The 13084-nt window shown below is 73.4% G+C and carries 11 protein-coding genes; 6 read left to right on the plus strand and 5 right to left on the minus strand.

Annotated elements, in window-relative coordinates; genetic code table 11:
- Window positions 1–61 precede the first annotated feature (61 nt).
- Together AB0D29_RS26215 and rsmH are read right to left on the minus strand one after the other, a co-directional pair.
- On the minus strand, window positions 62–451 hold the full coding sequence (locus AB0D29_RS26215; protein ID WP_362857575.1) for a hypothetical protein: 390 nt from the start codon (window positions 449–451) through the stop codon (window positions 62–64).
- A gap of 107 nt (window positions 452–558) precedes the next feature.
- Entirely contained in the window at window positions 559–1518 is a 960-nt protein-coding gene (rsmH, locus tag AB0D29_RS26220) for a 16S rRNA (cytosine(1402)-N(4))-methyltransferase RsmH (protein WP_362857530.1), read from the minus strand.
- 311 nt (window positions 1519–1829) lie between these two features.
- On the opposite strand from rsmH, the gene AB0D29_RS26225 reads away from it, so the two are divergent.
- The 4 genes from AB0D29_RS26225 (at window position 1830) to AB0D29_RS26240 (ending at window position 7322) form a co-directional block, all read left to right on the plus strand.
- Window positions 1830–2381, plus strand: a complete 552-nt coding sequence (locus tag AB0D29_RS26225; RefSeq protein WP_362857531.1) for a carbonic anhydrase — start codon at window positions 1830–1832, stop codon at window positions 2379–2381.
- A gap of 137 nt (window positions 2382–2518) precedes the next feature.
- Window positions 2519–3529 (plus strand): MoxR family ATPase, encoded by a 1011-nt coding sequence (locus AB0D29_RS26230; protein ID WP_037805485.1) that lies wholly within the window; start codon window positions 2519–2521, stop codon window positions 3527–3529.
- Window positions 3529–4905 carry a DUF58 domain-containing protein gene (locus AB0D29_RS26235; protein ID WP_362857532.1) on the plus strand — a complete coding sequence of 459 codons (1377 nt, stop codon included), beginning with the start codon at window positions 3529–3531 and terminating at the stop codon, window positions 4903–4905. The genes AB0D29_RS26230 and AB0D29_RS26235 overlap by 1 nt, the downstream gene beginning before the upstream one ends.
- Window positions 4902–7322, plus strand: a complete 2421-nt coding sequence (locus AB0D29_RS26240; RefSeq protein WP_362857534.1) for a transglutaminaseTgpA domain-containing protein — start codon at window positions 4902–4904, stop codon at window positions 7320–7322. The genes AB0D29_RS26235 and AB0D29_RS26240 overlap by 4 nt, the downstream gene beginning before the upstream one ends.
- 458 nt (window positions 7323–7780) lie before the next feature.
- Here the strand turns inward: AB0D29_RS26240 and AB0D29_RS26245 are convergent, their stop codons facing one another.
- Genes AB0D29_RS26245 through AB0D29_RS26255 form a run of 3 tightly spaced genes read right to left on the minus strand, consistent with a single transcriptional unit; the run spans window position 7781 to window position 11488 of the window.
- On the minus strand, window positions 7781–8413 hold the full coding sequence (locus tag AB0D29_RS26245; RefSeq protein ID WP_362857535.1) for a TetR/AcrR family transcriptional regulator: 633 nt from the start codon (window positions 8411–8413) through the stop codon (window positions 7781–7783).
- A gap of 29 nt (window positions 8414–8442) precedes the next feature.
- Window positions 8443–10536, minus strand: a complete 2094-nt coding sequence (locus tag AB0D29_RS26250) for a YhgE/Pip domain-containing protein (protein WP_362857536.1) — start codon at window positions 10534–10536, stop codon at window positions 8443–8445.
- On the minus strand, window positions 10508–11488 hold the full coding sequence (locus tag AB0D29_RS26255) for an ATP-binding cassette domain-containing protein (protein WP_362857538.1): 981 nt from the start codon (window positions 11486–11488) through the stop codon (window positions 10508–10510). The genes AB0D29_RS26250 and AB0D29_RS26255 overlap by 29 nt, the downstream gene beginning before the upstream one ends.
- A gap of 172 nt (window positions 11489–11660) precedes the next feature.
- Here AB0D29_RS26255 and AB0D29_RS26260 point away from each other — a divergent pair, with 172 nt between their 5' ends.
- Complete coding sequence (locus tag AB0D29_RS26260; protein WP_351304211.1) at window positions 11661–12155, plus strand: SAV_6107 family HEPN domain-containing protein; 495 nt, start codon at window positions 11661–11663, stop codon at window positions 12153–12155.
- An 88-nt stretch (window positions 12156–12243) separates the two neighbouring features.
- On the plus strand, window positions 12244–13002 hold the full coding sequence (locus AB0D29_RS26265; protein WP_362857540.1) for a methyltransferase: 759 nt from the start codon (window positions 12244–12246) through the stop codon (window positions 13000–13002).
- Window positions 13003–13084: the final 82 nt, after the last annotated feature.

A 13084-nucleotide genomic window follows, 5' to 3' on the forward strand; every position in this document is an offset into this window, starting at 1 on the left:
GAATCTTTCAGCCCGTCCGGCGTTCGAGGACCGGGTCCGGGCAGGGGTCCGCGTCACGACGTCACCTTCCAGGGGTCTGGCTGGGCTGCTGCGAGGGCTGGGCCGGGGTCGGGGCCGCCGGGGGCTGGGAGGCGGGCGGGGCCGGCGGCGGGGTCGGGGTCGGGGAGGCCTCGGCCGGGACGGCGGTGCCTGCGACCTTGCCGTCCGGGCCGATGAAGACGGGGCTGCCGCCCGGGACCAGGCCGAGCTCCTGCGCCCGCCGCTGCAGCGCGTCGGGGGCCGAGTAGGCGTCCACGTCCCGCTGCAGCGCCTGCTCCTCGTCGGTGAGGGCGGTGGTCTCCTTCTTCAGCCGGGTCAGCTGGAAGGAGCCCTCGTTCAGCGCCGAGTTCAGCAGCAGCAGGCTGATCAGGCCGCCGCCGAGCAGCGCCACGACCAGCAGGACGAACGGCATCCGCGCGGCCTGCCCGCCGGGGCGGGGGCGGGCCGGGCGGCCGCCGAGCGCCCGGCCGAGCCGGGCCGCCTGCCCTCGGGTCAGCGTGGCGACCTTCCCGGCCTTGGTCACAGCAGCGCCTCCCGGATGCGTTCGACCCCGCGGAACCTCGCCGGGGCGGCCCGCCGGTTCTCGGCGATCTCCTCCTCGGTCGGCAGTTCCGCTCCGCGCGTCAGCAGCTTCAGCTTCGGCTGGTACTTCTCCGGTACGACCGGCAGCCCGGGCGGGGCCGTGGAGGTCGCGCCGGCCGCGAAGACCTGCTTGACCAGGCGGTCCTCGAGCGAGTGGTACGAGAGCACCGCGATCCGGCCGCCGACCGCGATCCGGTCCACGGCCGCCGGGATGGCCTTCTCCAGGCCGGAGAGCTCGCCGTTGACCTCGATGCGCAGGGCCTGGAAGGTCCGCTTCGCCGGGTTTCCGCCGGTGCGCTTGGCGGCCTGCGGCAGGGAGTCGCGGATCAGTTCCACGAGCCGGGCGCTGTTGGTGAAGGGCTCCTTGTCCCGCTCCCGGACGATCGCGGACACGATGCGCTTGGCCTGCTTCTCCTCGCCGTACTGGCGCAGGATCCGGACGAGCTCGCCCGGCGCGTAGGTGTTCAGGACCTCGGCGGCGCTGATGCCCGTCGTCTGGTCCATGCGCATGTCCAGCGGCGCGTCCTGCGCGTACGCGAACCCGCGGTCGGCCTCGTCCAGCTGCATGGAGGAGACGCCCAGGTCGAAGAGGATGCCCTGGACGGCCGGGATGCCGAGCCCGTCGAGGACCTCGGCGAGGTCGGCGTAGATCGCGTGGACGAGTGTGGCCCGGTCGCCGAAGGGCGCGAGGCGTTCGCCGGAGAGCCGCAGGGCCTCCTTGTCGCGGTCGAGGCCGATCAGGTGGGCCTCGGGGAACCGGGTCAGCAGGGCCTCGCTGTGGCCGCCGAGGCCGAGGGTGCAGTCGACGACGACGGCCCCGGGCCTCTCCAGCGCCGGGGCCAACAGGTCCAGGCACCGCTGGAGCATCACCGGGACATGTCGGGACTCGCTAGTCAAAGCGCCCTCTCAGATAACGGCGCGGCAGGCATACGCCGCGCCGCGCACGCGGAGTGTTACCAGGGGGCCGGGCGGCCGGTCAGGGCCGGGCTCCGGCCGGTTCGCGTCACTTTAGTGCAACGGTCGCCGCGGTCAACGAACCGCCCCGCGCGCCGTCCAGGCCTCTCGGACCGAACCGTCAAAAGCCGCGAATCACCCGGACGGCCGCCTCACCCCCACCCCTGTGGGTTAGCTCACAACAAGGCTCGTTGACGTTCTTTGTCCCACCTCACACGAGGCCTTTACCGGCCGTGACCACTAACGTCGTACCCATGACGACTTCCGCATCCCTGCCTGCAGAGTCCGCGTCCGAGGCGCCCGTCGGCGGATCCGTCACCGACCGGCTGGTCGAGGCGAACCGGCGGTACGCCTCGGAATTCACCGACCCCGGGATGGACGCCCGCCCGGTCCTCCACGTCGCCGTGGTGGCCTGTATGGACGCCCGCCTCGACCTGCACAAGGCGCTCGGCCTTGAGCTCGGCGACTGCCACACGATCCGCAACGCCGGCGGCGTGGTCACCGACGACACCATCCGCTCCCTCACCATCAGCCAGCGGGCCCTCGGCACCCGCACGGTGATACTCATCCACCACACCGGCTGCGGTCTCGAAAGCCTGACCGAGGACTTCCGGCACGAGCTGGAGGACGAGGTCGGCCAGCGTCCCGCCTGGGCCGTCGAGGCCTTCCGGGACGTGGACCAGGACGTCCGCCAGTCCATGCAGCGGGTTCGCACCAACCCGTTCCTGCCCCACAAGGACGATGTGCGAGGCTTCGTCTTCGATGTGCACACCGGGCTCCTGCGGGAGATCGATCCCAGCTCTTGAGTGACACGAGGCCGTGACGCCGTCAAGAATGCGGGATGGCACCACCCGGGATCCGCCGGGACCGGTGTCCGTGTTTCGGGGTGGGCCGGTCATGCGCCAAGGGCGTCGGCCCTGGGAATGGGCCGAGGAGAACCAAGGTGACGACGTATGACGACCGAGCGAGCCTCGCGGATCTGACCAGCACGGCGGAGCGGGTGCGCCAGTCGGTCGAGAGCGTGATCGAGGGCAAGCCCGAGGTCGTACGCCTCGCGCTCACCGTGCTGCTCGCCGAGGGGCACCTGCTGATCGAGGACGTACCCGGCGTCGGCAAGACGATGCTCGCCAAGACGCTCGCCAAGTCCATCGACTGCTCGGTCCAGCGCATCCAGTTCACTCCGGACCTGCTGCCCTCCGACATCACCGGTGTCAGCATCTACGACCAGCAGCGCCGCGAGTTCGAGTTCAAGCCGGGCGCGATCTTCGCGCAGATCGTCATCGGCGACGAGATCAACCGCGCCTCGCCGAAGACCCAGTCGGCGCTGCTGGAGTCGATGGAGGAGCGCCAGGTCACCATCGACGGCACGACCTACACGCTGCCCAGCCCCTTCATGGTCGTCGCCACGCAGAACCCGGTGGAGATGGAGGGCACGTACCCGCTGCCCGAGGCCCAGCGCGACCGCTTCATGGCCCGCGTCTCCGTCGGCTACCCCAGCCCCGAGGCCGAGCTCCAGATGCTCGACGTGCACGGCGGGGTCTCCCCGCTCGACGACCTGACGGCCGTCGCGCACGCCCACGACATCATCAAGCTCATCGAGGCCGTCCGCGAGGTGTACGTGGCCGAGCCCGTCCGGCGCTACGTCGTCGACCTGGTCGCCGCCACCCGCAGCCACCCCGACCTGCGGCTCGGCGCCTCGCCCCGCGCCACCCTGCACCTGCTGCGCGCCGTGAAGGCCTCGGCCGCGCTCGCCGGCCGGGACTACGTCCTGCCCGACGACGTCCAGGCCCTGGCCGCGCCGGTACTCGCGCACCGGCTGCTGCCCACCGCGCAGGCCCAGCTGAACCGGCGCACCGCCGAGCAGGTCGTCCACGACATCCTGCAGCGCACCCCCGTCCCGGCCGCGCACGCCCGCGGCGAGATGCCGCCCGGCGCGGGCATCCGGGGCTTCTGATGAGTGCCGGTGCCCCGCGCGGCGCCGGCGGCCCGGGGGACGGTGGCGGGTTCCGCGCATCGCTGTCCGGGCTGACCACCCGCGGCCGCTCGTTCCTGGCCGCCGGGATAGCCGCGGCCGCCTGCGCCTACGTCCTGGGCCAGGGCGAACTGCTCCGCGTCGGCCTGCTGCTCGCCGTCCTGCCGCTGATCTGCGTCTACGCCCTGCACCGCACCCGCTACCGGGTCTCCGGCAGCCGCCGGCTGAGCCCGGGACGGGTGCCCGCGGGCGCCGAGGCCCGGGTGCAGCTGCGCATGGACAACGTCTCCCGGCTCCCCACCGGTCTGCTGATGCTCCAGGACCGGGTGCCCTACGTCCTGGGCCCGCGCCCGCGCTTCGTCCTGGACCGGGTCGAGCCCGGCGGACGCCGCGAGGTGTCCTACCGGGTCCGCTCCGACCTGCGCGGCCGCTATCCGCTGGGCCCGCTCCAGCTGCGGCTGACCGACCCCTTCGGACTGGTCGAGCTGACCCGCTCCTTCAGCACCTACGACACCCTCACCGTCATCCCGCGCACCGAACCCCTGCCGCCGGTCCGGCTGACCGGCGAGTCCAACGGCTACGGCGACGGCAGCCGCCGCTCGCTGGCCCTGGCCGGTGACGACGACGTGATCCCGCGCGGCTACCGGCGCGGCGACGACCTGCGCCGGGTGCACTGGCGCTCCACGGCCCGCTACGGCGAGCTGATGGTCCGCCGCGAGGAACAGCCGCAGCGCAGCCGGGCCACCGTCCTGCTGGACACCCGGCGCCTCGCCTTCGACGGCGCCGGCCCCGACTCCGCCTTCGAGTGGGCCGTCTCGGCGGCCGCCTCCAGCCTCGTGCACGTGCTGGAGCAGGGCTTCTCCGTACGGCTGCTCACGGACACCGGGGACTCGGTGCCCGGCGACGGCGGGGGCGGCTTCACCGCCGGCGGGCAGGAGTCCGCCGAGGCCGCCGGACTGATGATGGACACCCTCGCGGTGGTCGGGCACTCCGACGGCGCCGGGCTCTCGCGGGCCTACGACGCGGTGCGCGGCGCAGGCGCGGGAGGCTTCGGCGGAGCCGGCGGTGACGGGCTCCTCATCGCCTTCCTCGGCGACCTGGACGACGTACAGACGGAACTGGCGGCCAGGATGCGCCAGCGCGCCTCGGGCGCGGTGGCCTTCGTACTGGACTCCGCGGCCTGGGGCGGGCAGCCCGCACCCGGGCACGCCGTGCCCCCGCTGGAGGAGCGGCTGCGCAGGCTGCGCGACGCGGGCTGGACGGCGCTGGCCGCCCCGCCCGGGGTGGCCTTCGGCGAGCTGTGGCGACAGGCCGGCACCGCACGCGTCGGTACGGGGACTTCCGGAGGTCGGGCATGAGCGGGCGGGCGAAACTGACGCTGTTCGCGGCACTGGCGACGCTGCTCACCTCGTGGTCGCTGGCCCCGCTGGTGGAGTCCCAGGTCTGGCTGCTCCAGGGAGCGCTGCTGCTTGGCGTCCAGAGCGCGGTGGGGGCCGGGGCCCGGCGGGTGCCGCTGGCGCGGTCGCTGACCGTGGCCGCACAGCTGCTGGTGTCCCTGCTGCTGCTCGTGTTCCTCTTCGCCGGCAAGGGCGAGTCCACGGGCAGCGGGCCGCTGGCGTACCTGGTGGACGATTTCGGTTCGCTGTTCGGACAGGGCGTCCGGGACGTCGGCGAGTACGCGATCCCCGCCCCGCTGACGGACGGCATCCGGCTGCTGCTGGTGTCCGGGGTGCTGCTGATCGGGCTGCTGGTGGACACGCTGGCGGTGGCCGCGCGGACGGCCGCCGCGGCCGGGCTGCCGCTGCTCGCCCTGTACTCGGTGGCCGCGGGTCTGGCGGGCGGCGGGGAGGCCTCCTGGTTCTCCTTCCTGCTGGCGGGCTGCGGGTACCTGCTGATGCTGCTGGCCGAGGGCCGCGACCGGCTCGCCCAGTGGGGCCGTGTCTTCGGCGCGGCCCCGCGCGGCCGGGGCGCCGCCGATTCCGGGCTGAGCAGTGGCGCGGGCGGGCAGGCGACGGCCCCGGCACGGTTCGGGCGGCGGATCGGCGCGGTGGCCCTGGGCGTGGCGCTGGCGGTGCCGGCGGCGCTGCCCGCGCTCGGCGGCGGGCTGCTGGGCGGCAATCAGGACGGCGGTGAGGACGGCAGCGGTGCGGGCGGGACGATCTCGGCGGTCAACCCGCTGGTCTCCCTGCAGAGCAACCTGAACACGCAGGACAACCGGGTCGTCCTCAAGTACCGGACGAACAGTCCGCAGCAGGGCGAGCAGTACCTGCGGATCCTCGCGCTGGACGAGTTCAACGGCGTCAAGTGGGAGGCCTCCGGGCGGGCCCTGACCGACGTGCCCGAGGTGCTGCCGAAGCCGACGGGGCTCAGCGACCAGGTGCGGGTGGCCTCGACAGAGGTGACCACCACCCTCTCGGCGGCGGACAGCTACACGCAGCGCTACCTCCCCATGCCGTATCCGGCGACCTCGGTGAAGATCGAGGGGAAGTGGCGGTTCGAGCCCACCGGCCGGACCCTGGTCGGAGACCAGCTGGGCAGGGACAAGTTCCAGACCGTCCAGGGCGCGGGCTACTCGGTGCAGAGCCTGCTGCTGAAGCCGACGGCGCAGCAGCTGCAGAAGGCCCCCGAGCCGGACCGGACCATCCGCGACGAGTACACGAAGGTCCCGGACAACCTGCCCCCGGTGGTCGCCGACACGGCCCGCCAGGTGACGCAGGGGTCGAAGGACGACTACACCCGGGCGGTGAAGCTGCAGGACTACTTCGCCGTGAACGGCGGCTTCCGCTACAACACGAGGACGACCTCGGGCACGGGCCCGCAGGCGGTCGCGCGGTTCCTCGCCGACAAGGAGGGCTTCTGCATCCACTTCGCCTTCTCGATGGCGGCGATGTCCCGCACCCTGGGCATCCCGGCACGGGTCGCGGTGGGCTTCACCCCCGGTGAGAAGCAGCCGGACGGCAGCGTGAACGTGTCGCTGCGGGACGCCCACGCCTGGCCCGAGCTGTACTTCGAGGGCGTGGGCTGGACGCGGTTCGAGCCGACGCCGCGGTCCGGCATCAACGTGCCGGACTACTCCCGGCCGCAGGCCCCGGCGGCCCAGCAGCCGTCCGCGCCGGCGCCGGTGCCCTCGCAGAGCTCCGCGCAGCCGTCGGCGGCACCCTCGGCGTCCGCCGAGTGCCCGCCCGCGCTGAAGAAGCTCGGCGAGTGCGGGACGCCGGCGGCCGCGCAGGGCCCGACCCACGGCGACGGGCCGTCGCTGACGACGGTCCTCGGCTGGACGGCGGCCGCGCTGGCGGTACTGGCCCTGCCGCTGCTGCCGCTGCTGTGGCGCAGCCGGCTGCGGGCCCGCCGCCTGGGGACCGGGGAGGTCCTGACGGCGTGGCGGGAACTGGGCGACGCCGCCTGGGACGTGGGCGTGGTCCCGGACGAGGCGCTGTCCCCGCGCCGGGCGGCGGACCGGGTCGTGGACCTGGGCCGCCTGGATCCGGAGGCCGCGGCCGCGGTCCACCGGGTCGCGGGTGCGGTGGAACGGGCCCTGTACGCGCCGCCGGGCGCGGAGGTCTCGTACCCGGGGCTGGCGGACGACGTCCTGCTGACCCGCGCGGGCCTGCTGGCCGCGGTGAGCCGCCCGGCCCGCCTGCGCGCCCTGCTCCTCCCCCGCTCGGCCACCCGCCTCGCCTGGGCGACGTCGACCCGCTGGTCCGCGGTGACCTCATCGGTCTCGACCCGCCTGACCGCCCTACGCCTGCGTCTCCCGCTACGGGGCCGCGGCTGAGCAATCCGGCCCCGCCGGCCCACTCCAGCCTCGCCGGGACAATCCAGCCCCGCCGGCGTTTGAGGCGCGGGGTCCGGGGCGGAGCCCCGGGTCTTTGAGGGCAGGCGGGCCGGGCCGAGGAGAAGGCTGCTGAACCCGCGGACGCGAGAACGCGGCGAGGCTCGATCCCCCCGAGCCCCGCCGCGTTCGCGTACTGCGTCACCGGGTTCCATGTCCCCCGCCCGGCCACGGTAGGAGGTACCCGGTCCGCTCCGCAGCCCCGTGTCGGCGGTGCGGACCGGGTCTCCTGTCCGTTGCTCCCATTCTGGCGTCTGCGCAGGTGGGAGCCATCCGCGCACGTACTCATCTCCGCGCCTAGGTACGGATACTCAGCCGTCGCGGCAGGCCCCACCAGTTGTACGGGCTGCCGCGCCGCCGCGGCACCGCCGACTGGGGGGTGCTCGCCGCCGCGTACCGGCTCAGCGGTTGCCGCTGACCCGGCCCCGCAGCAGCAGCGACAGCGCCGAGTGGACGTCGTCGAGGGACCGTTCGCGCTGGAAGGACTGCCAGTCCAGCGCGGCCACCAGCACCATCCCGACCATCGCGGCCGCGGTGAGCGGCACGTCGATCTCGGCGCTCAGCTCACCGCGTTCGACGCCCTCGCGCAGCACCTTCTCCACGACGGCCACCGCCTCCTGCCGGACCACCATCAGCGTGGACTGCCACGTGCGGTTGGTCCGCCACAGCTCGGCGACGTAGAGCTGGGTGAAGGCCGGGTAGCGGTCGATGAAGACGAGGCCGGCGCGGATCATCGCGTCGAGCGCCTCGACGCGGCTGCCGCCGCGCGCCTCCGTCTCCTCCGCCGCCGTCCGCAGCGAGGCCGTCAGGAGCCCGACCCCGTGCCGCAGCAGCTCCTCGAAGAGCTCGTTCTTGCTCGCGAAGTTGTAGTAGACGGTGCCCTTCGCGACGCCGGCCCGCTCGGCGATCTCATCGACCGTGGTCGCGGAGAAGCCCTGCTCCGCGATGAGGGTGACGGCCGCTTCGTAGAGCTTCTGCCGGGTGGCCTGCCGACGGCCCCCGCCGGTACCCGTACCGGTGCTGCTGCTGTCCATGGCGCTGATTGTCACAGGTCAACACGTCCCTACAGGCTCAGTTCGGGGTGCAGTCGGTCCATGGTCCACACCTGCTTGCCGCGGGCGGCGAGCGAGGTCAGCGCGAGCGCTCCGACGGTGAAGGCCGTGAGGACCGCGAAGCCCTGCCAGACCGGGCCCAGGTCGCCGCCGGTGATCAGGCGGCGCAGGCTTTCGACCACGTAGGACATCGGAAGGTAGGGGTGGACGGCGTTGAAGAAGTCCGGGCTGGTCTGAACGGGGTACGTGCCGCCCGCCGAGGTCAGCTGGACCATCAGGACGGCGAGGACGAGGATCCGCCCGGCCGCGCCGAACTTGGCGTTGAGCCACTGGATGATCGCCGCGAAGCAGGCGGTGACCAGCAGCAGGAAGGCGATGGTGAGGGCCGGGTGGGCCATCTTCAGGCCGAGGCCCGGGGCCCAGTGGAGCACGGACATCAGCAGGCCGACCTGGGCCGCGCCGATCCCCACCACGGGCAGCCAGCCGGCGAGGGCGATCCGCCAGGGCGAGGCGCCGGCCGACAGGGCCCGCCGGTTCATGGGCGCGATCAGCATGTAGGCGACCATCGCGCCGACCCAGAGGGAGAGCGGGATGAAGTAGGGCGCGAAGCCGGTGCCGTAGTTGGGCGCCTTGTGCAGGGACTGGTTGGCGAGCCGGATCGGGTCGGCCATGACCTCTGTGCGGGCGTCGCGCTGCTGCTCGTCGTAGTCGGGGATCTTGCCCGCGCCCTCGTGCAGGCCGCCGGCGAGCTCGCCGGTGCCGTCGACGAGCTTGTACATGCCGCCGTCGAGGCGGTGGGCGCCGTCGCCGAGCTTGCCGACTCCGTCGCTGAGCTTGCCCGAGCCGGTGGTGGCGGAGCCGATGCCGGTGTGCAGCTGGGCCATGCCGGTGGCGACCTTGTGGGCGCCGGTGTTGAGGGCGTTGACCTTGGCCACGGCCGCGTCGAGGTCGCCCGCGAGCAGGGGAGCCTTGACGACGAGCTCCCGGGCCTTGTTCTCCAGGTCGGTCAGCTGGGTGCGGAGCTTGGTCACGTCCCCGTTCGTGTTCTTGGCCAGGGTGCTGACGTCACCGCTGAGTTCGGCGGCCTCGGCCGCGTCGTCCCTGACCCTCTTCAGGTCGGGGCAGGAGGCGAGGTGCGGTTCGGCGCCGGGGGTGACGCAGTGCTTGGTGTAGTACGCGTCCGCGCCGGTGGAGGCCCGCTTGGCGAGGGCCGCGGCGGCCGGAGCCTTCTCGGTGAACGTGTCGAGGTGGTTCTTGACCACCCTCGCGCTGTCGGCGACCAGCTCGGCGGTGTCCGCCAGGTTCTTGGGGTCCTTGACGAAGGGGCGGGCCTTGTCGGCCGCTCCGTTGACCTTGTCGGCGAGGGACTGGGTGCCGTCGGCGACGTCCTTCGAACCGGTCTCCAGCTTCCCGGCGGCCGTGTTGAGCTTCTTCAGGCCGCTGTTGAGCTCGCCGGTCTTCTCCCCGGCCGTGTCGAGGCCCTCGGCGAGCTCCTTCGCGCCCTCCTGGGCCTTGCCCGCCCCGTCCTTGAGCTTGTCGGCGCCGTCGGCGGCCTCGGCGGTCTTGTCGTGCAGGTCGGAGAAGTTGACGAAGATCTTGTCGAGGAATCCGCGGGAGGCGTTGGCGGACGCCGCCGAGCGGACCTCGGAGAAGACGGAGCGCGAGATCGAGCCGACGACGTAGTTGTTGGAGTCGTTGGTGCGGACCTGGAGGGCGCCGGTGGCGGGGTCCTCGCCCGCGCTGGAGGCGATCTTCGCGCTGAAGTCCTCGGGCATGGTGAGGGTCAGGTAGTACGTCCCGTTCTCCAGGCCCTTGGCCGCCTCCTTGGGGCTGACCTCGCGCCAGTCGAAGGTCTTGCTGTCGCGGAGCTTCTTGGTGAGCTCACCGCCCGCGTCCAGGGGCTTGCCGTCGACGGTCGCGCCGCGGTCGGAGTTGACGAGGGCGACGGGCACCTTGTCGAGGCGGTGGTACGGGTCCCAGAAGGACCAGAGGTACAGGGCTCCGTAGAGCAGCGGGAGCAGGAGCAGCGCGATGAGGGCGGCCACGGGCAGCTTCCCCCGCCCGAACCGCTTCATCTCAAGCGCGGCCAGCTTCGGCGACCTCATCGTCCGCCCCCTTCGTGTCGTCGTTCTCGGTGTCGGTGTCGGTGTCGCCGTCGCCGTCGTTCCCGGCGGTGGCGTCGGCGTCCGGGCCGGCGTCCGCCGCGGCTTCGGCCGCAGCCTCGGCTTCGGCTTCGGCCTCGGCCTCGGCCTCGGGGGCGCTCTTGGCGGCGCTCCCCCAGGTGATCTTCCGGTCGGCGGCCGCCGGCGCGGCGGTGACGGGTGCGTCCGGTGCCTCCGGTGCGTCCGCCGCCTCCGGTGCCTGCGGGCCGGTCCGCAGGACCACCGCGTCGGCCGGCGCCTCGCTGCACACCGCGAGGACCGTGGTCCCGCGGGCGGCGATCGAGCGGAGCAGGGCCCAGGCCTCGGTGCGCTCGGTGTCCGAGAGCTTGAGGTCGAGGTCGTCGAGGGCCAGCAGCCGCGGGGACCCCAGCAGGGCGATGGCGACGGACAGCCGTACGGCTTCCATGCGTTCCAGGTCCCGTACGGAGGTGCGCTCGCCCTTGGGCAGCGTGCCGAGGTCCAGTCCGGCGGCGGCCAGGGCCTCGTCGATCCGGGCCGCGGCGCGGGCGCGGCGCTCGGCGCGGGGCCGCAGCAGGGCGCGCACCGGGGCGTCGTAGCGGCGCTGGAGCAGGGCGCCCTCGCGCAGCTGTTCCGCGACGGTGAGGGCCTGGTCGAGGTCGTTGACCCCGGGAACGTGGGCGAGGGCGGCGATCCGGCGGACCGCTGCCATCTTCTTCGGCAGCCGGTGCTGGTCGATCTCGGCGTGGCCCTGAGTGGGCTTCATCCGTCCGGTGAGGGCCAGGAGCAGGCAGGTCCGGCCGCTGCCGGAGGGGCCTTCGACCGCGATGAGCGAGCCGGGCGCCGCGTCGATGCCGATTCCCCGGAACACCCAGCCGCGCGGGCCCTTGAGTCCGAAGTCCTCGGCTTTGACGGCCGCGCCGTGCGGGCTGTCCACGCCGTCCCCCTTCTTTTTGAACTGACCGGTCAGTTCAAAAACTAGCACCCTCTTCCGCACCAGGTGTGCAGGAGGGGGCAGTTGCGTGGGATACGGCCGTAAAAGTGCAGGTCAGGACGATTGTCAGTGGGGCAGGTCACGATGGGGGCAACGCATCGACAGGAGGTTCGTCATGGCCACACCGTCCCCGTCCCCTGTCCACCCCGTCCTGCGCAAGTCGACGGCCGATCCGGCGGCGCTCGACCTGCTCGCCAAGGCCCGCAGCGGCCTGACCGAGGCCGCCCTGCTGACCCGGCCCAACGAGCGGTACGCCACCGCACACCTGGCCGCCCTGCGCACCGCCGCGGCCGTGCTCGCCGCGCGCGGCCGGCCCGAGCCGGTGAACCCGCGGCGGCGGCCCCGGATCCGCAGCGCGTGGGAGCTGCTGCCCGAGCTGGCGCCGGAGCTCGCCGAGTGGAGCGCGCTGTTCGCCTCGGGTGCGGCCCGCCGGGCCCGGGCCGAGGCGGGCATAGCGGACGCGGCGAGCGGCCGGGACGCGGACGATCTGGTGCGCGCCGCCTCGATGTTCCTGCGCCTGGTGGAGCGGATGCTCGCCGTCCGGGCGCCCGCCCCGAGCCTGCAGCAGGCCCTGCCGCAACCGCGCCCGGAGCGTCCGGACGCGCGATGAGCTGCCCGGCTGCGGAAGGCCATAAGGTAGACCGGGGTGGGGCACGGACCGCTCACCCCTTCCCTACCGCGCCGAGGAGCCATCAGCCGTGTCGGACACTTCCCGCCCCCGTGCCTCCCTCCGCACCGCCGTGGTGTGGGAGGTCCTCAAGGAGGCGCTCGACCGCCGGGTGAAGGCGACCGGGCGGGACGTGCTGGACGTGCTCGACACCGGTGGCGGCACCGGCAAGTTCGCCGTGCCGGTGGCCCGTCTGGGCCACCGGGTCACCGTGGTCGACCCCAGCCCGAACGCGCTGTTCGGGCTGGAGCGCCGGGTGTCCGAGGCCGGCGTCGCCGACCTGGTCCGCGGCGTCCAGGGCGACGCCCAGGGCCTGTTGGACGTGGTCGAGCGCGACGCGTACGACGTGGTGCTCTGCCACGGCGTGCTGGAGTACGTGGACGACCCGGCCGAGGGCGTGGCCAACGCCGTCGCGGCCCTGCGGCCCGGCGGCACGCTCAGCCTGCTGGCCGCCGGCCTCGGCGGAGCCGTGCTCGCCCGCGCGCTGGCCGGGCACTTCACGGAGGCCCGCACCGCCCTGACCGACCCGGCCGGCCGCTGGGGTTCCGGTGACCCGGTGCCGCGCCGCTTCACCGCCGAACAGCTCTCCGAGCTCGTCGGCGGCTCCGGCCTGGCCGTCGGCGCCGTCCACGGCGTGCGGATCTTCGCCGACCTGGTCCCCGGGGTCCTGGTGGACACCGAGCCGGGCGCCGTGGAGGCGCTGCTGCGTCTGGAGGAGGCCGCGGCGGAGCTGCCCGCCTTCCACGCGGTCGCCACCCAGCTGCACGTACTCGGCCAGAAGCAGGGCTGAACTGCGATCTTCCGCGCACGGAGTCGGCCGCCGACCCTCCGTTCCGGCGGTCGGCCCCGTATGATCGAGTGCAGTGACCGGC

The sequence above is a fragment of the Streptomyces sp. NPDC048424 genome (genome assembly GCF_040651555.1).
Lineage (GTDB): Bacteria > Actinomycetota > Actinomycetes > Streptomycetales > Streptomycetaceae > Streptomyces.